The following is an 18721-nucleotide window of genomic DNA, read 5'->3' as shown; positions in this document are numbered from 1 at the left end:
CTGGGTTGAATGGTATTTAAACCATTTAGTTCAAAACAAAGGGAGACGGTCGACCAATAAAATATCCTTGCCCTTTATTCACACCTAACTCTTTTAACTTGTTAAGTTCATGCCTGTTCTCTATACCTTCAGCAATAATTTCACAGTTCATTTCTTTAGCAAATGTACACATAGCAGAAGCTAGTGCAATGCGTTTTCTGTCTTTGTGGATGTCTCGGGTGAGGCTTAAGTCTAATTTGATGATATCTGGTTCTAATTCTAGGATATTGCTGAGATTAGAATAGCCTGTACCTACATCGTCAATCGCGAGCTTGACTCTTTTACATCGTAAAGAATTAAAAGCGCGCTGAAAGGCGACATAGTCTGCGATAGGTTGATGCTCGGTTATCTCCACTAGCACTTCACAAGAGATATGTTCTATGACTCTTTCTAACGCTCCGCTGAGGATGTGAGCGGGGGATACATTGATTGATAAATAGTGATTATTATTACGAAAATATTTCTCAACTTGTAATGCTGATTTTACGGCTAACATTTCCAGTTTCTCATCCATGCCTATTAGGTATGCATCTTTAAACCAGATATCGGGTGCGACATAAGGATCGCTGTGAAAGCGAGCAAGAGATTCATACCCTGTGATGTTATTTGTATTAAGATCTAGGATTGGCTGGTAATGCATCGTGATTAAGTCATTTTCAATGACATTATTTATACGGCTTTCTATTTCATGGCGCTGTTGTGATTTCTCTGTGTGAGAATCGAGAGTTTTCCCTATCAAGTTGGCAAAATACTCGATGACGGAAAGATCACGCTCATTCAACGTGTAATCTGGTTGATTCTGGAAACAGTATACTGAGCCATAAAGAGAGCCATCCGCTAAATAGATCAGCGCGCCAATAAAAGATCCAATATTGGATGCTTGTGTGGCAATTAACTTACTGGTGACGGCATTTATGTGTGTGTTCTGAATCAACCCAGGGATGTTGGCGTTTACTAATGCTTGGCAATAAGAACCCTGATAAGGTTTTGCTTCTTTGCCTTGAGGAAAGGTACTAGTAGGGTTTACATCAACATGGCGAAAGTACAAATTTTCATTTTTGACTTCCGAGATGATGGCGATGTCCATTTTTAGATAAACGCGAACAGCGGAAATAATGGTGTCTAGTTCGTCAATTGTCGCAGCCATTGGAATTATTTTCTCAGGGAAAACGAAATTCTGCCGCGTGTTGGTAGTCATATCTGCCTCACTATAAGTGACTTATTTACCGCTTTTATTTGTTAAATAGTAAACCTAGTCTAGATGCTTTCTAGAGTATCACAGTGGATGTTGTGCTGGAATTTGTGATCTATTGTGTCGTTATGTTTGAGAAATGTAAGACGACCTGCTCTGATAAATCATAGATACAATAAATCGCTAAATGCTTATTTTCTGTGGCTCTCTAATTACGCTTTAATTTCCTATTTAGTGACGCATTATTTGGTTATTCGAATGGCATAATGAGAATCAATATCTGGTGTTAAGGATAAAACTATATATGCTGAGCATATTAAAACTATCTGAATAATCAATTAAACAAATATAGAAAAGTCTTATAGTATACGTATCAATTAATGGGTCTTCCCTCTAAAAACGCATGTTATTAGAGGCGTCTACATATTTAACAGAGGTAGTTATGAGTGCATTTGTTACTGAGCGTGTGTTAAGCGTTCACCACTGGGATGAAAATTTATTTAGCTTCAAAACCACTCGTAATCCAAGCTTACGCTTTGATAACGGCCAGTTTGTTATGATTGGCCTAGAAACAGATACTCGTCCATTGATGCGAGCTTACAGTATTGCCAGTCCTAACTATGAAGAGCATCTAGAATTTTTTAGCATTAAAGTGCCCAATGGGCCACTCACTTCACGTTTGCAGCATTTACAAGTGGGTGATGATGTTTTGGTAAGCCGAAAACCAACGGGTACCTTGGTGACTCGTGATTTACACCCAGGTAAAAACTTGTATTTGTTATCTACTGGCACAGGTTTAGCGCCTTTCCTAAGTGTTATTCAAGATTTTGACGCTTATGAACAATACGAAAAAATAGTATTGATCCACGGTGTTCGCCACGTTAGCGAATTAGCTTATGCTGATTTTATCGAAAAAGAATTGCCAGAAAATGAATTCTTTGGCGAGCAGGTAAGAGACAAGCTAATCTATTACCCAACTGTGACGCGTGAGCCGTTTCGTAATCAAGGCCGCCTAACTGATTTGATTCGCAGTGGTAAATTGGTGGAAGATATTGGCTTACCTCAGTTGAATCCTGCTCATGATAGAGCCATGATTTGTGGTAGTCCAAATATGCTTAAAGACACATCAGCGTTACTTAATGAACTTGGTTTTAAAGAATCGCCAAAAATAGGTGTACCAGGGGATTATGTTATCGAACGAGCTTTTGTCGAACATTAATAGTAAGAGTTATGCTCTTGCTGAAAAATAATTTTAGGAGATGTTATGAGTTCTGACTCTATTAAAAATGAAGAGTATGTCCCACCAAAGGTATGGCAATGGAATACAGAAAACGGTGGTAAATTTGCCAGTACTAATCGTCCGATAGCAGGTGCAACGCATGACAAAGTATTGCCAGTTGGCCAGCACTCGTTACAACTTCATTCTTTGGCGACGCCCAATGGTCAAAAAGTCACTATTATGCTGGAAGAGCTTTTAGCATTGGGAATCAGCGCAGCAGAATACGATGCTTACTTGATTAACATTGGTGAGGGCGATCAGTTTGGCTCGGATTTTGTTGACATCAACCCAAACTCAAAAATCCCTGCTTTGATGGATCACAGTACTACACCACCGACTCGTGTTTTTGAATCTGGTTCTATTCTGCAATACTTGGCAGAAAAGTTTGATGCCTTTATACCAAAAGAGCTAGCAGCAAAAACAGAATGCCGTAACTGGTTATTCTGGCAGATGGGTTCTGCGCCTTATTTAGGCGGTGGCTTTGGTCATTTATGAGTATGTTGTAATCACCCTAAAATAAAGATAATAATAAAATCCTTAATATTCAATAGTTTACTTGTAAAATCAAGGTTTAAACCACATGTAAAGAGTGTCATATGGTTTGAAAGTTCACAATACAGCATTCTTAATAATCCGTCAGTTCTAATCCAAGGGGACACTATGAGTAATCAATACGTACCACCAAAAATTTGGGTAAATGATGCAGAAGGTGATAACCAATGGGCAAATATCAATAGCCCTGAATCGGGCGCAAGATTTGATAAAAAATTACCAGTAGGTGAGCACTCTCTTCAGCTTTATTCACTGGGTACGCCAAACGGCCAAAAAGTAACCATTCTACTAGAAGAGTTATTAGCCCTTGGAATAAAGGAAGCGGAGTACGATGCTTATCTTATTAACATAGGTGAATCAGAACAGTTTTCTTCGGGTTTTGTTAGCGTTAATCCAAACTCGAAAATTCCAGCACTATTAGATAAATCTGGCGATGAAGGTGTAAATGTATTTGAGTCAGCGTCTATACTTGTTCATCTTGCCGAGAAGTTTGGTAAGTTCCTTCCTCAAGCTGGTTCAGCACGAACACAGACCTTTAATTGGCTTTTTTGGGCACAAGGCTCAGCTCCATTCTTAGGCGGTGGGTTTGGTCATTTTTATGCATACGCAGGTGTAAAACAAGAATACCCAATAAATCGCTTTGCGATGGAAGCTAAGCGTCAGCTGGACGTGTTGGACAAGCAATTGTCAAAAAACACCTATGTATCTGGTGAAGAATACACAATTGCAGATATGGCTATTTGGCCTTGGTATGGAAACCTTGTACTTGGCAAGTTGTACGATGCAGCTGAGTTCTTACAAGTTCATACGTATGAGAATGTTGTACGTTGGGCGAAAATGATAGAGCTTCGTGAAGGTGTGCAACGTGGGCGTATAGTTAACCGCTCATTTGGTGAAGAGTGGGAGCAAGTGAAAGAGCGTCATTCTGCTGATGACATTGATAACGTTTTGAAATTAAAGCCATAAACCGCAGGTTAGAAATAAGCGCACTATAAATTAGTGCGCTTATTATTACTTATAATATAATTTAACCGAAATAGATGTTAAAGTTTATTGCTTGTAAATTACTTTTTTAGAAAATTTATAAACTAAACTTCTTCTTCCCAATAATCGATTAAATTGCTACTAATATCTCCTATCTCAAGTTCTCCTAAACCAAACTTTCCAACTCGTGCTTTACTATAAACTTCTGCTACTATATTCATATCTCTACCTGGAATACCATCTTCTTTACGATGAGAGCCACTTGCTGATGCTTTAACTGAAACTGTGAATCCATCATTAAAATCTGGAGATTCTGCTCCTTCTATATAAACTTCATCATAAATAGTATCTGACTCTGCCATTGTTCCACAAACCTCATCACTTTCTAATAAATCAAATGAGTTATTTTCACATAGTTCAATACTAAGTTGAGTTAGTTCTTCAATATTGACAAATTTATAAGGCAAGTCTTCGAATATTATTTGTATATTACTAAATAACATCTCTGAAGTAATATTTTTGTTCTCATAGGAAGAAATTTCATCAAGCTTATTTGCTAAAATACTCTCATCATAAAAAATATATTTCACGTTTGATAAACTTTCATTATCAAATTTCTTATCTTCTAAAAGTAATTGAAAACTATCGTAACCGAATATTGCTGTAACTACATTACACAAAGTATTTAGAGAAAGAGTAATCCCATCTTCTTCAAAACTTTCTGAAAGTGATGATATGAATAGAAATGCAGACGGAAAACGGTGAGAAGATAAGGTGGATCGAAGTTCAGCACTGCTAACGTTAAATTTCTGGCGCTCTAAATCAGCTTGATTTTTTTTCTTTGACTCGTCTAGAGCTGCAATATTTTTTTTACTTTCCGCTTCTTCAGCTCTTGCGATAGCTTCTTTATTTTTCGCTTTAAATCGTGAAGTTCTTAATTCGCATTGTTCAGATATATGCTTTTTCCTATCTAAATCAATCTGTACACTTTGAGCTAAAAAAGTCTTATCAGGATCAGCTCTTAACTTAGCTTTATTAAGTTTTTCTTGTTGAATTATTTGACTAAGATCAATGTCCACAGCTTGTTTGTGTAGCTTATTATTAGCGACTATTTGTAAGTGTTTTATGATAAATGAAAGCCAAGGGAATAAGAAAAGGTATACCGTACTTATAATTAAGGGTAAGAAAAATATTGAATTCAATTCGAAAAAATCAGAGCTTGTTATGTAACGATGAAAATCTTTAACTCTCTGGGTGAGACTTTCTTCTCCCCAAAGAAGTATTGCCAAATAATTCCAGTTGCAAATAATCCAAGATATAAAAAATGTCCCAATAAAAGGGTCTCTTATTCTTGTTTTTGTATTTCCTATAATTGAAGAAAAAAAATCTCCTAGTATTTTCATTATTTGTCTCTTTAAATAAATGGTAAATCTTTAAAGTCAATAAGTTGATATTTACTTGCGTCTATATCTAACATGCCAAGAACTTTATTTTTATATTCATAGTCATTTTTATCATAGTAAGAAACATACCATATACAATCTTCATTTAATGAAATAGCTATTTTTTCAAAATATGAAATATCAACATCAGACATTGAGTGTCCTAAAATAAATATTTTTTCAACATTTGATAGCTTTTTAAAATAATCAGAGTTATCTTCAATTATTTTTTGTGTGTTTTTGTACGAAGATAAAAAATAATCATTTACATTACTGACTAACTCTTCATACATTGTATCATTATTACTCGACATTTCACTATACCACCAATCTAAATACTCGTCAGAAACGTCTTCTGGTATCTTTATAGTGTCTTTACTATCTTTGAAAATATTAGGATCTGTTGCATGACCTAAGATAATTTCTTCATCTCCATATGCAATTCCATGGATGTAAAAAATATTTTCATTATCAACACAGTATTCTTTTTCCAGAGTTTTAGTATAATTGAAGCTAATATAACTGGCTTTTGAATCTATTTTTATTTTCTTATTGTCATCAATTTTTTTAATAGAAGCCTTTATAATGAAATCTTTGAAATTTATACGTAACCCTTTTGTTAAAAGTCCCAATATTTTATCACATTCAATATCCGAAGCGTGCCAATCTCTATCACTGAAGTCATCACTTGAAATTACTGGAAGGAACTCTGATAAATGATCAAGCAAATTATCTTTATCTAAATTTGCCAGGTTATATTCAAAATTTGACCATAAATCTTCATACCTATTTGAGTAGTAAAACATATCAAACAGATTTAATAACTCTACATTATAAACTCTGAGATATTCTTTAAAGTTCAAAAAGCTAGTATTAAGACCATGATGTAAATCAAAACCATTCCCTATGACATACAGTTTTTTCATTTATTTTGATTCCTGTTCAATTAATATATTACAGTAAATCATATTTTTTTATAATTTGACAGTTCAATCTAATATGCTAAATGTATTATATTGCAAGTAGAAAGTTGGGTTCCCCAACTTAACTTGATTTTCTCCGAAAATATGAAATTTAATAAATTAAATTTGAGAGATAGATATAAAATAAACAGCATAATTTTCCGCGTTGGCACTTGGACAAATTATAAAAAAAGGAATAGAAAATGGAAAACAAAAATAAAAATAATAGAAGGAAAAGTATTCATATACGAGTTGATGATTCGACTTATGAACTACTAAACGAGCAAAAAATAATCTCAGGTTTTAAAAGTTGGGAGGCTTTAATAATTCATTATATTAACAATGGAAAAGGCTTTAAATCTGTTTATGTAGATAAAGGGGGGCATTCTTTAAAAGTATTAAACTACTTGATAAAATACGGAAATAATTTAAATCAACTTGCAAGAGTAGCAAATGAAAGAAAATCATTAAATGATGATGATATTAAAAAGATCAAAGATTTTTTAAGTCAGGGAATTAAAGCTAAAAATTATTTCACAAAACACGTTAAGCAAGCGAATAGGGGGAAATAATGGCTATTTTCTCACTAAAACACGAAGCTACAACGATTAAGCAATTAAAAAAAGTTGTAAAATACAATAGCAATAATAAAGCAGGATTAAACAATTCTAATAATCCTAGGTTAATTTCAGTATCTTCTAATTGCGGTTATTGCTCTAATATCAACGATAATAACGAATATAACCAGCTCGTTGATAACTTTATATTGTCAGTTGATGCTAATTCACAATTATCTAAAAATTCGCGTCAAAAATACCTATACGAACATTCTATAATATCTTTTTCTAATGAAGATGATGAAAAGTTAGGTATGACTAACGCTTTAAAATTAGCTATAAAAACAGCTAAAAAATACGATCCTAATTTTGAAAAAACGCCCTACATGATCTGGCCGCAGATCGACAGCGGGAAGCTCCATTTTCATCTTGTAAGGGGTTATCACGACGAGGTGGGCAACTACTATAGACAAAGCAATTCAGGCTTAAAAAGACAGTCAGCAGTGCAGCACATAGAGAAAGTGCATAAATTAACACTGACAGGTAAAAATGACCCTAAAAATTATGTATGGAAAATAGACGCTAACAATAAAAAAAAGAAAATATATGTTGCAAATTTAAGTGATGATCATAAAAAAATAGCTAAAAATAAATCAATTGATTATGATTTGAAAATTGACGAATTGGGCAATATTAAATATTCTTTGAAAACAAAAGAAAATAAAATAATTTCAGATATAAATAAGAACAAAGATATTCATTCAAATAATAGAAAAAAAGTTAATAATAAAATAAATGTAATATATGAGAAAATTACAGAATTAGAAAAACCTATTAAATACAGTGTCTTTAAGAAATTTAAAAATTGGTTTACTGATCAAGTCAAAGTTGATAACGAATATAAAGAAAGTTTAATAAAAGAGAATAAAAATAAAATTACAAAATTACAAGATATAAAAACAAACGACTGGAATAAAAAAAATAATCACCATCGAAAACTTAATGGTAAAAAAATAATAAATGAGAAAAAAATTAATATCGTTAATAATAAAGAAAGACATATTTTAGATAAAAAAGATGATCTTTTAAATAATAATGACATTTTTTCAAACTTAAAAAACACAGTTAATAATGCTTATAGGAATTCTAAAAATACAAAAGAATTTATTGATATACTAAATGATAATAATATAGAAATTTATGTAAATAAAAGAGAAAACGGAACAGGCGGAATAACATTCACATCACTAGATGATGATATTTCTCTTGCTGCTGGAAAGATAAATTCATATTTAACCTATGGGAAAATTAAAAAAAATGATGCTGATTTATTCGAATACTTAACTAATAGAAGCTTTAAAAATGATGAAAAATTAAGCATTAGAGATGATTTTGATGTTAAAAATTTAAACTACAACTATAAACAGATTAAAAATAAAGATGGTTCTTTATCGATTTTTTACAACAAAAAAGATGAAGAAAAAAGACCAAACAACTTCAATTTGAAGATAAGCGAAGATAAAAAAACAATATCATTAAGTCCTAATTCTAATTCTTTCGATTTAGAGCTTACTTATAAAATAGCAAAAGAAAATGGCTGGAAGGGTGCAAGTTCAAGTAATAAAGAACTTACTTTAAATTCTATGAGAATAGCATTTAAAAACAACAAAGATGATTTATTTTTCTTTCAATTAGAAAATTCTTTAATCTCTCTTGATGATGTCAAAAGTGTTGTTTTAAACGAAAAAATGAGTAATTCAAACTTGATCAATCTGTATGATAATAAATTAACAAACAATAGTATTAATGAGCAAAGACAATTTGTATTATCAAATTTAGATAAAAAATATGATGCTGATTATGTCTTAAATGAATTAAATAAAGATAGATCACTAAAAAGTATATTAGATGATAAAGATGGATTGTTTAGGTTAAAAATAGATCATAAGAATGATTTAAATAATAATGTGAGAATTGAAAATTCAAATAAAAAACGTTATAAGTTTTAATAGTAAAACTTATAGTGCTCTTGTAACACTGGTGAATTTTTATTTTTAGGATATTTATATTCACATTTTACATTTAAGCTTTTAAAAGCTTGTTTGATTTTGAATATTCTTCTATCTCTTCGCTCAATTTTATACAAATCTAAAACTTTAAATAAATAATTTACGTCTAAATAACCACTAGGCTTCATCGCTAAAATCATAGCTAATTTAGTTGTTCTAATGTCTTTTATGCTTTTCAATGTTTTTAATTCTAATTTATTAAAACCGCTTTTTTTCATAGTTTTTATATAATTTTCAGTAAAAGTAAAACTTATAGTTTTGTTTTCTAAATCATAATCAATTAAATCAAAGAATTTTGACATTATTATTTCATTGGTTCTTAAAAACTTTTCTATATAAATAAAACTTAATGTAGCCCTACATAAATAACTATCGGCTGAAAAAAAGTTTTTTAATGAAAAAGTCAAATAGTTTTCATCTGTTTTGTTATTTTTATAAATCATAGTTGCGTTTGATAAAATCGCAACAAATAGTTTAATGTCGTGATTTTGTTTAAAATCAAATAATTCATAATGTAGTTTGTTTTCTCTGTTCATTAATTCTCTCGCTATTGTAAAGTATTCTATCATTTTTTATATTCCTCGTTATATAATTTTAAAAATTAAACAGTGAAGAAATACAATTTTTGAAATTTAACAATTGACTTTTCAATAATTAAATGTATATTAATTTATATCTTCTTTGCAGGAAGTTTAATTTTTAAAAGTCGCATTCATTAATTTGAATGCGATTTTTTTTGTTTATAATTTCAATTAATCATATTTTTTTAAATTGTCAAATTATGTATTGAAGTGTTGGGTCAAAAAGCTTAATTGTGGTGTGTGTGATTGAAAGTAAAAGCTTAATTGTGGTGTGTGCAAAGTAAAATAGTGGTGGATGAAGAAGTAAAATAATGGTGGATGAAGATGTAAAATAGTGGTGTGCTAATAATATAGATTACTAACTAATGTAAATTATTAACTAATTTAGAATCTTTAATATAGATAAAAAGTACTTAGATTTTCTTTCTTTTATTTTTCGCAAAAAGACGCAAAAAAACAAAATAAAGACTTATTAAGTGCGTAAGAGATATGCCCTTCGGGCTTTTCTGGAAGAGCGGAAGAGCGAAGCGATGACCATAAAAAGCGTTTAAATGATGTTTTAAGCGTGTTTTGTAATTCATTGATGTAATTGGTTAAGATATTAAAGAGATATGCCGCAAGCGGCTTTAAAGCGAGTTGATGTTATTTAAATAAATTATATAGAGCCATAATTTCAGTCAATATTTTTTCAAAATCATTGCTATTGTCATTATCTTTTTTAATAAAATTACTTATTAATAGATTTACTCTGTTTATTTCTTTGTTTAATTTATCAATATCATTTAAATCCTCTTCATTTTTATTTTTATTTTCTAATCCTAGCATCAAATCACTATATTTTAATATTATAAGGTTGAATGATTTAATTAATGACCACGATCTTATATCTATTGAGTAGTTTTCGGTGCCATTAAGTTTTTTTATTTTAAAATCTTTATCTCCTTTTTTCTCACAACCGCCCAAATTGTATTTAATATCTATAATTGCATCATACACACTATTGTCAATCATGGTAAAGTTCATATAAATATTATGCAGTTTTGCTATTTTGATTGTTTTTATTTTGTTTTTTAAATAACTATTCAATCTTATTCTGTTATTAAACTTAAGGTCTTCATCTTGTTCATTTTTCATTTCATTAATAAGATCTTCAAATGTATATTTAATTTCAACTTTTTCTAAATTATCTTCTAGTTCTTTTATTTCTTTTTTTAAAAAATCAATTTCATTGTTTAGATCTTTTATTTTATTTATAATTGCAGTTGCAGTGAAATCTTGTTCAATCAAAATGTTTAATTTATTTTCTGCCGATTTTTTAAGTTCTTTGTTTTTTTGAATCTTTATCTCTATTTCAGATGGATCAACTTTCACGGGCAAAAAACCGTTTTCTGAAATTAGATGTAACAACATTAACTCTAATTCATCATATTTGTAATGAGTTGATACATTGCACGATCCGCCTCTTTTAGCATCTGTACAAGTTAAATACCTTCGGGTTCTTTTATTGTTTTTACCTTTGTCTACAAACTCCAAAACGTTCGAACAATTGTAGCAGACAGCAATACCCCTAAATAAATTTGAAAAACTGTATTTTCCAATTTTTCCCTTTTGTATGCTTCTACTCTTTAAAGAAATTTGAGCTTTTAAAAATGTTTCTTCATCAACTATTTTAGGATAATAATCTTTAACAGCTTCACCTTGTGCTACTTTTTCTTTATATGCACCTTTATATAGTTGAATTTCTCCAATTATTCTCCTATCTGATAATAATAGCTGTATTGTTGATCTGACCCATAAACCTGTTTTTGATCTGCTACTTGGAGTTGGATATTTTTCGATATTATTATTTAAATATCTTAATATCTGAGAGAACCCATATCCATTATTGCATAACTCGAATATTTTTCTGATAGCATCAGCAGCTTTTTCTTTTATAATAAAACTTTTACAATCTTCTGAAACAGTTAACCAGTGGGGATAAGATGAGTTGATTTTTTTAACTTGTATTTTATCTCTTTTTTCCTGCCAAACCTCTTTAAGTCGTAATTTTTTAGTTTCGCTTTCTTCGTATGCACGAGACATAACTACTAGACTTGTAATAATGTCTATGAGTTGATTTTTATCATTTCCATCAGAATTTGAATATAATTTTTTATCTTGAAGTGTGTATATATCAACATATTCTAATATGTTTAAAAATTGGCTCATTGCAATATTTATTTTTTGTCGAGAAAGTCTATCTAAATTTTCAACTACAAGTAAGCTTCCCTTTTCAACTCTGCCAGTTTCACAATCTTCAATAAATTTTTTTAATCTTTTTTGTTCGTTAGGTTTACTTGCTGACTTACCCAGCTCTTTGTAAATCAAGTCAGTATCCAGCTCGTAGCCGTTTTCTTTGCAATACTCAACAGTTTTTGAAAATTGTCGTCTATAACTATCACCTTTTGCTTGCTGTGGTGACGAATAGCGAATGTACGAATATGCTTTTTTAGACATTTCCCTAACCTTTTAAACACATGATGATTATGTGGTGATTATAACACACATACTTTTACGCTTATGCACCTACTAAAATGCAATATCCGATTGATCGCTTCACTATGGAAACCAAACGTCAGTTAGATGTGCTAGATAAACAGTTAGCGAACAACACTTATATGGCTGGCGAAGAGTACTCTATTGCAGACATTGCGATTTGGCCTTGGTATGGCAATTTAGTACTGGGTAATTTGTACAATGCCGCTGAGTTTTTAGATGTTGCTAGTTATAAGAATGTTTTACGTTGGGCAAAAGAGATCGAACAACGTCCAGCTGTTCAACGCGGACGAATTGTTAATAAAGCTTTTGGTGATGGCGCGCAACTGAAAGAGCGCCATGATGCTGCGGATTTCGATGGTCTGATTGAGTAAACTATAGCGTGGGAATCGTGCGTTTTTATGAAGGAATAAGCCATTTACTGGCTTATTCCTTTTTTATTAGTGATAAAAAATGGTTGTTTGAAAAATAAACAGTTATTTGCACCTATTCGGTGGCTTGTCACCATTTTGTAAGGCATGCATGTGTTAGAGTGGTGTTCTACGAAACCTGTTGGCCAGCATGATGCTGCAACCTACTCTTTATTTGTGTCCATGTTTTAGGTGATGTTTGCCTTTTTTGCAGCGGGCTAGATAAAAGAGAACAGCTCTACGTCTCATTTAGAGAGCTTTATTATGCAAAATTTAACGCAAGATGGACAAAACCTAGTTAATTCCCTTTCCCGTCGTTACAATCTAAGCTTCGATGCTGTGGTGCACATGCTGATTGCGGTGAATAATGGAAGTGGTTCAATGGCACAGTTTAACTGCCCTGAGTTGGGTGGTGGAGGCCAGTGGATGCGTGGTGGAATGACCATGGTGGGTGATATGTTCAACTATGGTTTGAAATCGACAGTGGACAATTTGTGTAATGAATTGGCTAACGGTCTTGCTAATATGCAGGTTTTTATGCCGTTACCTCAAGGCTCAACATCCAGTAACCAATGGTGGCCTGGCGATCTCGGTCAGCCTTTTAGTAGTGGAGCGCAAAACAGCACGCGTTACGCTATTTTTCCAAATCGTCTTGCGGTGGAAGTAAATGGTAATGTGACAGTATACGATACGTTAGACAACAACATCGGTGGCATAAGCCAACAGCAGGGCGGTAATTCTTCACTGACTTTTTCCAGCCAGTACGGCACGATTGCGGTGAATACATTGCCAATTGTTTCTGGCGTGGGTTCCGCTAATTCAAATACAAACAATCAAGCATCACAGAACAACTTTGTCGCTCCGCCTGCGCAAATGGCCTATACGCCAACTCCTGAGGTGCAAACACCTCAGAACTTGAGTAATACGGCATCAGTCGATGAAGTGATTCAGTTGATTGAAAAGCTGGCAAAGCTGCGCGACATGGGCGCTATTTCGGATAATGAATACAATTCGAAAAAGACAGATCTACTGAATCGCATTTGATTGAATGATGGGATTAGTGAAATATTAATCTAAGTAAGGGGCTCATGATGGGCCTCTTTTTTTAGGTTTTATTTACCTGTGTCGTTCTAAAATTGGTTGGTAGTTTTTAGACCTGTTCAAAAAGTTGGCTTTCTTCTCTTTGAGCTTCGTTGTTCTATATTTTGCTATTTTCAGGTCAAATAAAATTTTTTCTAGCAACTTTTTCCTACTTAATTAATAAAAAGTATATAAATGATTAATAAGACAAACATGACTAGACTAAAGAGAAGGTTCGGCGTGACGGAATTTTAAGTCTAATAAGAAGTCTAAAATGTTTACTCTTTTAAAAAGTGCCATTGAGAAAAGGCAACACTTGATGCGTATTTGGAACGATAGCCATTTGGCGACGAGAAATGAAAAAGTGCAGGTCCCCCTTAACTGCAACAACGCGCCATCAAGAAAGACGGATATATAAATGTTAAGCAATACAACAGAGCACCAACTTGAATCGATTGATGCTGTCATCACTTGGGTCGATGGCAACGCTGCGAAGCACCGCCAGAAGCGACAAGAATATATGGCAAAAGAGTCTTTGCCACTGCATGAAAATGCCTCGAATCCCCACAGATGGATGTGTAATGATGAAATTTTATATTGCATCCAATCGATTGAGAATCATGCACCTTGGATAGGCAAAATTTGGATAGTTATTGATGAGGAAGGTCCTGATTTATCAAGTCTCTCAGAAAGTGTTAGAGCTAAAGTTCATTTTGCTTATCATGCGGAAATATTTGATGGCTTCACACATGTGTTACCCACATTCAACTCTTTGGCGATTGAGAGCATGCTGTGGCGTATTGACGGGCTGAGCGAGCGGTTTATATACTTCAATGATGATGTGTTCTTGGCCGCACCTTTAGAACCAACAGACGTTTTTGACGGGCTTGCTCCTATTTTGCGAGGCAAATGGACTGACTATAGCGAGTTACTTGGCTGCACCGAAGCACGTAATGACCCTGCGAAGTTTCATTATTTCATGCAGATCAATGCGGCCAAAATTATTGGTTTCACAGCTACAGAACTGTTTTCTGCCGCTCATGTTGTACATCCTTTTCGACGTTCAAAGATGGCAGAATTGTTTGCTCAGTATCCTGATAAGTTTCTTAATAACATTAAATATAGGTTTCGGAACTTGGATCAATTTCTTCCGCAGGGGTTACATAATCACGCTTGTATTATAGGAAAAGAGGCTAAAATCAGCGCAGAAGATGATCACCTGCATATTTCAAGTGGACAGGGTAAAGGGCAGCCTTCTGCCGACACCCTAGCTCTGCTGACTAGAGCGGCCGAGCCAAATATCAAATTTTTATGTGTTAACGATCTTCCCCAACTGATCGAAATTATCCCAAACGCAGATGAATTAATTGCTCAGGCTATTGGTGGGTTTTCTGTGTACGTTCAAAATACCACCGTTGAAGGGTTGTGCCTGCAACCAGAGGATACACTGAAAGAAATTGCAGTCTTGAATTAGTGTAATAGAAGAAAAAATAGCCAACATCATGAGTTGGCTATTTGCTATTTTAAGATAGACACAGAACTAATCGATAGGAAGATTATTAGTACTGAGAGTCTTTCAATACTCGCTCACCATAGATGCCATTCTTAGGAATCGGTTTGTAGCTAGAGTTCGCTGCGCGCATTACACGAATGCCTTCTGCGCCAGCATTACGAGCTGAAATAATGTCGCCATCCGCGTCTCCATAGTACATTTTGATATCGTGTTGTTTTATATACTTGGCTTTCGTGTATTCGGTACGGCTCGAGCCAGCAAAAATAACATCATGCATATCTTTGATATCAAACGCCTTTTTCAAGTAATTTGTGGTGAAGCTACAATCAGATCCCGTACGACCTGTAATGAAATAAATACTATCGCCACGTTCTTGGTGCATCGCAATCAACTCTCTAGCAATGTTTTTAGGCATGCTAAATGCGTCCCAGCCACAGTTCGCCTTATCCCAAAAGTCTTGATTTGATAGGTAAGAGTAACCGTTTGGTGAAAATTCTTGCTGACCGCGATAAAAAACTGGCGTACTGAACAAGCTAGTGTCATCAATATCTAAACCAACGGCAAAAGGCGCTTTGCCTTGCAGTTCCTTCTTGATATCCGCAACAGAAATCATTTTCACATCAGCTGGCATGCCCGCCGTGGTCATATCAATGGTGGAATAGCCTTTATGCGTGCCTGGTGTTTTTGGATCCGCGTTAGCAGATAGACTAGCGACACAAGCTAGAGCAATAGTGATTGAGCGTAGAGTATGGTTCACAGTGTTCCCTATAGGTTTCATAGTTAATAACTTGCGTATCTTATCGCTAATAAATACGACTTTCTATCATCTTGTTTTGGCTTAAACTGGATCTTCAAATTTAATAAATGTGTGCTTTGAGAAAAAGTAGTCGATATATTAGGTAGCGCGGGGCGCTTTATTGAATAAGCAATCTTAACTAACACCCATGATTAGATGGTCAAACTAATTCTGATTTCATAAAAGAGTGATATTGTTAAGCTGATAGATTAAAAATTAATATACTCATTCATGGCCTAAATAGGAGCATCATATGAAAAGTGATGACAAGTTGATTCTTAAATACGAAGGAGGACAGACAGATCGACATGTCATTGACGCTATTCGCTTTGGGGAGTCGCTCAAAGGTGTAGGGAAGTTATATTCATCAGTTGCACATCTTTTATTTACTGGGGAACTTTTGCAACCTAGGGCTCAGCCAGTAGTGAGAGTTGAAGCATCTGAGAGTGGCTCTGGGTGTTATGAAATAGGAGTTCTTTTAAGCACTGTAGGTGCTCATTCAGATTTATTTTTATCCCAGAATATGGACGTTTATAAGTGGCTTATCTCTAAGATGGTTGGTTTTATTCATGATGATGCAACTGGTAGAGGTGATGCTAAAAAAGTAGCGGATGAAATAATGAAGGCATCAAAAGAAAATCCAGAAGTTAATCAAATATTAGCTCAGGGAGCTATTGATAATCAAAAGGCTCTTATTGATATTCTGGCTAGAGTGGCACTTGATAACCGTGGACCTTTGAAGTCGCTTGTAGCTCCTGTCGGACCAGATTGTAAATCACTCCAGCAATTTGAAGGTGGGCTCATAACCACAGAGGCTGATGCCGATGCAATTCGTTCGAAAAAAGAGCTAACAGTAGGTGATATTCAAGACTATGTTTGCGAGCAAATTACAGGTTTAGATGTATCTACAGGCCTTTGCAAATTAAAAATTAAGGATATTGAAGGTATTGTGAATGGGAAAATCAGTGATCCTGTATTAGAACTCCCTCATAACGTATATTCAACTGCGTTAGACATGCATACGAAAATAATAATTACCGCTAAACCTCATTTACAATTAGATCAAATTAAAAAACTCTACATCTCTAATGCGCTCCCACATTATCAAGAATAAACTTTGTATTGAAAACAAGTGTGACGCTTCATGTGAGGTAGGCGGCAGTTTCGAGTATGAAGCGTCACACGGTTTTCTTTCTAAGGCAGGGAGCCAGCTAAATTTTAGCTCTTCTTCAATCCCAAGTAGTTCTCTATCCCTTTGATCTGGTCTTCCATGTGGTGGTTGACGTAGAGTACCGTTGTTTCTTTGCCTTCGCAGATTTTTTCTATCAAGGCCAAAACTAGCTGGCGGTTCATGTCGTCTAGGCCGAGGCAAGGCTCGTCTAGGATCAAGAGTGGTGGGTGTTTGACCATGGCGCGGGCGATGAGTAATAAACGTTGGTCGCCGTAGGACAGCTTGTTGAATGGCTGGTCGGCGCGGTCTTTCATGCCAAGTAATTCAAGCCATTGATCGGCGATTTGCTTCTGGTTATCGGTGGATTTGTTGTACATGCCGATGCTGTCGTAGAAGCCGGAAATGATCACATTTTTACAGCTGGTGCTAACACGATACTCCCATTGCAATGCGGTGGAGACATAGCCGATAAATTGTTTGATTTGCCAGATGCTTTCGCCATTTCCGCGTTGGAACCCAAAGACAAAAATGTCGTTGGTGTAGCATTGTGGGTGATCGCCGGTAATCAAGGACAATACACAGGTTTTACCGCTGCCGTTGGGGCCGCTGAGTTGCCAGTGTTGACCTTGTTCAATGGTCCAATCGAGCTTGTCGACAATGACAGTGTCGCCGTATTTGATGCTAGCTTGTTTTAATTTCACCAATGGTTGGCTAGGGTCTAGGTCAGGTAGTTTAGTGCTTGGGTCTGCCTCTGGCACACTAAGATCGGTGGTTTTCAGGTGCAGCAGTTGATAAAGCTCATGAAAGGCTTGTTCGTTGTTTTTATCTACTGTCAGTGCTAGTTTTCCTGACCCGCTCACTTTCTTTTCTGAGCGTTTTTGGTGTGCTTCTTTTGACTCGAGTGCGACCTTATCCATGTAGGCGACATGGGTAATAAAATCAGGCATTTCATCAAAACGATTGAGCACTATTACCATAGGAACCGTATTGGCGATCTTCTCAAGATGTTCTTGCAACATGGTCAATGTGGCAGCGTCTAAGCCATCAAAAGGTTCATCTAGGATGAGTAAGTCCGGCCTGCTAGATAGGGCACGAACGAGCATGACTTTGCGGGTTTCGCCGGTCGATAATTTACGAAAAGCACGATCTAATAGGGGCGTTAAACCAAATTTTTCGACCAATTCTTGTGCCAGTTCAGGATCTAGGCATTGGTCAAAAATCATTTCATGGACGGGTGTGCCAAGGGAGATAACGTCCATAATATCGGCGTCGTCTTTTTTCAGCTCTTTGGCGATCAACTCGGCTTGAGCCTCAAAGGACACCAGGCCAACGTTACTTGGTAAGCCTGATAAACTGCCTTGTTCTATCTTACCCACTCCAGCCAACACAGCCGCTAAGGCGGATTTACCTGAGCCATTGGTGCCAGTAACGACCCAATGCTGATTTGCTTCAATCGACCAGTTGAGGTTGTTTAGCTGAAAACGATCGTCGAAGTTAACGCTGAGGTCGTCTAAGTGGATGGCAATACCCATGAGAGATTCCTTTTCTAAACCAAAAAT

At 34.7% G+C, this 18721-nt stretch carries 14 protein-coding genes and 2 pseudogenes; 9 read left to right on the top strand and 7 right to left on the bottom strand.

The window, feature by feature from the left end:
- Window positions 1–25 precede the first annotated feature (25 nt).
- Window positions 26–1237 (bottom strand): sensor domain-containing phosphodiesterase, encoded by a 1212-nt coding sequence (locus tag DFP80_RS16620; protein ID WP_113917936.1) that lies wholly within the window; start codon window positions 1235–1237, stop codon window positions 26–28.
- Window positions 1238–1673: 436 nt separating this feature from the next.
- Here DFP80_RS16620 and DFP80_RS16615 point away from each other — a divergent pair, with 436 nt between their 5' ends.
- The 3 genes and pseudogenes from DFP80_RS16615 (at window position 1674) to yghU (ending at window position 4028) form a co-directional block, all read left to right on the top strand.
- Window positions 1674–2450: a ferredoxin--NADP reductase gene (locus DFP80_RS16615; RefSeq protein WP_113917935.1), complete on the top strand. Its 777-nt coding sequence runs from the start codon at window positions 1674–1676 to the stop codon at window positions 2448–2450.
- 45 nt (window positions 2451–2495) lie between these two features.
- Window positions 2496–2999 (top strand): annotated as a pseudogene (locus DFP80_RS16610) (glutathione S-transferase N-terminal domain-containing protein); the annotation flags it as partial.
- A 171-nt stretch (window positions 3000–3170) separates the two neighbouring features.
- The gene (gene yghU, locus DFP80_RS16605; RefSeq protein ID WP_113917934.1) at window positions 3171–4028 is read left to right on the top strand and encodes a glutathione-dependent disulfide-bond oxidoreductase; all 858 of its coding nucleotides are present in this window, start codon (window positions 3171–3173) and stop codon (window positions 4026–4028) included.
- Window positions 4029–4150: 122 nt separating this feature from the next.
- On the opposite strand, the gene DFP80_RS16600 is transcribed toward yghU, so the two are convergent.
- Window positions 4151–5449 (bottom strand): hypothetical protein, encoded by a 1299-nt coding sequence (locus tag DFP80_RS16600; protein ID WP_113917933.1) that lies wholly within the window; start codon window positions 5447–5449, stop codon window positions 4151–4153.
- An 11-nt stretch (window positions 5450–5460) separates the two neighbouring features.
- Entirely contained in the window at window positions 5461–6414 is a 954-nt protein-coding gene (locus tag DFP80_RS16595) for a bacteriophage abortive infection AbiH family protein (RefSeq protein ID WP_113917932.1), read from the bottom strand.
- 239 nt (window positions 6415–6653) lie between these two features.
- Here DFP80_RS16595 and mobC point away from each other — a divergent pair, with 239 nt between their 5' ends.
- Window positions 6654–7022 carry a plasmid mobilization relaxosome protein MobC gene (mobC, locus tag DFP80_RS16590; protein WP_113917931.1) on the top strand — a complete coding sequence of 123 codons (369 nt, stop codon included), beginning with the start codon at window positions 6654–6656 and terminating at the stop codon, window positions 7020–7022.
- On the top strand, window positions 7022–9016 hold the full coding sequence (locus tag DFP80_RS16585) for a hypothetical protein (protein ID WP_113917930.1): 1995 nt from the start codon (window positions 7022–7024) through the stop codon (window positions 9014–9016). The genes mobC and DFP80_RS16585 overlap by 1 nt, the downstream gene beginning before the upstream one ends.
- On the opposite strand, the gene DFP80_RS16580 is transcribed toward DFP80_RS16585, so the two are convergent.
- Window positions 9013–9645, bottom strand: coding sequence for a hypothetical protein (locus tag DFP80_RS16580; RefSeq protein ID WP_113917929.1), 633 nt, complete (start codon window positions 9643–9645; stop codon window positions 9013–9015). The genes DFP80_RS16585 and DFP80_RS16580 overlap by 4 nt on opposite strands.
- A gap of 654 nt (window positions 9646–10299) precedes the next feature.
- Complete coding sequence (locus DFP80_RS16575; RefSeq protein WP_113917928.1) at window positions 10300–12153, bottom strand: recombinase family protein; 1854 nt, start codon at window positions 12151–12153, stop codon at window positions 10300–10302.
- 50 nt (window positions 12154–12203) lie between these two features.
- Here DFP80_RS16575 and DFP80_RS16570 point away from each other — a divergent pair.
- The 3 genes and pseudogenes from DFP80_RS16570 to DFP80_RS16560 form a co-directional block, all read left to right on the top strand.
- Window positions 12204–12566 (top strand): annotated as a pseudogene (locus DFP80_RS16570) (glutathione binding-like protein); the annotation flags it as partial.
- Between the two features lie 300 nt (window positions 12567–12866).
- Window positions 12867–13646, top strand: coding sequence for an SHOCT domain-containing protein (locus DFP80_RS16565; RefSeq protein ID WP_113917927.1), 780 nt, complete (start codon window positions 12867–12869; stop codon window positions 13644–13646).
- A 454-nt stretch (window positions 13647–14100) separates the two neighbouring features.
- Window positions 14101–15156: a stealth family protein gene (locus DFP80_RS16560; RefSeq protein ID WP_113917926.1), complete on the top strand. Its 1056-nt coding sequence runs from the start codon at window positions 14101–14103 to the stop codon at window positions 15154–15156.
- An 85-nt stretch (window positions 15157–15241) separates the two neighbouring features.
- On the opposite strand, the gene aphA is transcribed toward DFP80_RS16560, so the two are convergent.
- Window positions 15242–15952, bottom strand: coding sequence for an acid phosphatase AphA (aphA, locus tag DFP80_RS16555; RefSeq protein WP_113917925.1), 711 nt, complete (start codon window positions 15950–15952; stop codon window positions 15242–15244).
- 292 nt (window positions 15953–16244) lie between these two features.
- On the opposite strand from aphA, the gene DFP80_RS16550 reads away from it, so the two are divergent.
- On the top strand, window positions 16245–17105 hold the full coding sequence (locus DFP80_RS16550; protein ID WP_113917924.1) for a DUF7946 domain-containing protein: 861 nt from the start codon (window positions 16245–16247) through the stop codon (window positions 17103–17105).
- Between the two features lie 104 nt (window positions 17106–17209).
- On the opposite strand, the gene modF is transcribed toward DFP80_RS16550, so the two are convergent.
- Complete coding sequence (gene modF / locus DFP80_RS16545) at window positions 17210–18694, bottom strand: molybdate ABC transporter ATP-binding protein ModF (RefSeq protein ID WP_113917923.1); 1485 nt, start codon at window positions 18692–18694, stop codon at window positions 17210–17212.
- Window positions 18695–18721: the final 27 nt, after the last annotated feature.

Origin of the sequence: Marinomonas rhizomae, from assembly GCF_003315485.1 — a bacterium.
GTDB classification, from domain to species: Bacteria; Pseudomonadota; Gammaproteobacteria; order Pseudomonadales; family Marinomonadaceae; genus Marinomonas; species Marinomonas rhizomae.
Note: the sequence above shows the minus strand (reverse complement) of the source record. Positions and strands in the feature narration are given on the sequence as shown.

Excerpts from the sequence above, each read along its gene's own strand:
- DFP80_RS16585 (WP_113917930.1), top strand. The coding sequence starts at position 7,022 with ATGGCTATTTTCTCACTAAAACACGAAGCTACAACGATTAAGCAATTA.
- DFP80_RS16615 (WP_113917935.1), top strand. The coding sequence starts at position 1,674 with ATGAGTGCATTTGTTACTGAGCGTGTGTTAAGCGTTCACCACTGGGAT.
- mobC (WP_113917931.1), top strand. The coding sequence starts at position 6,654 with ATGGAAAACAAAAATAAAAATAATAGAAGGAAAAGTATTCATATACGA.
- DFP80_RS16575 (WP_113917928.1), bottom strand. The coding sequence starts at position 12,153 with ATGTCTAAAAAAGCATATTCGTACATTCGCTATTCGTCACCACAGCAA.
- DFP80_RS16580 (WP_113917929.1), bottom strand. The coding sequence starts at position 9,645 with ATGATAGAATACTTTACAATAGCGAGAGAATTAATGAACAGAGAAAAC.
- modF (WP_113917923.1), bottom strand. The coding sequence starts at position 18,694 with ATGGGTATTGCCATCCACTTAGACGACCTCAGCGTTAACTTCGACGAT.
- yghU (WP_113917934.1), top strand. The coding sequence starts at position 3,171 with ATGAGTAATCAATACGTACCACCAAAAATTTGGGTAAATGATGCAGAA.
- DFP80_RS16560 (WP_113917926.1), top strand. The coding sequence starts at position 14,101 with ATGTTAAGCAATACAACAGAGCACCAACTTGAATCGATTGATGCTGTC.
- DFP80_RS16565 (WP_113917927.1), top strand. The coding sequence starts at position 12,867 with ATGCAAAATTTAACGCAAGATGGACAAAACCTAGTTAATTCCCTTTCC.
- DFP80_RS16620 (WP_113917936.1), bottom strand. The coding sequence starts at position 1,237 with ATGACTACCAACACGCGGCAGAATTTCGTTTTCCCTGAGAAAATAATT.
- DFP80_RS16595 (WP_113917932.1), bottom strand. The coding sequence starts at position 6,414 with ATGAAAAAACTGTATGTCATAGGGAATGGTTTTGATTTACATCATGGT.
- DFP80_RS16600 (WP_113917933.1), bottom strand. The coding sequence starts at position 5,449 with ATGAAAATACTAGGAGATTTTTTTTCTTCAATTATAGGAAATACAAAA.
- DFP80_RS16550 (WP_113917924.1), top strand. The coding sequence starts at position 16,245 with ATGAAAAGTGATGACAAGTTGATTCTTAAATACGAAGGAGGACAGACA.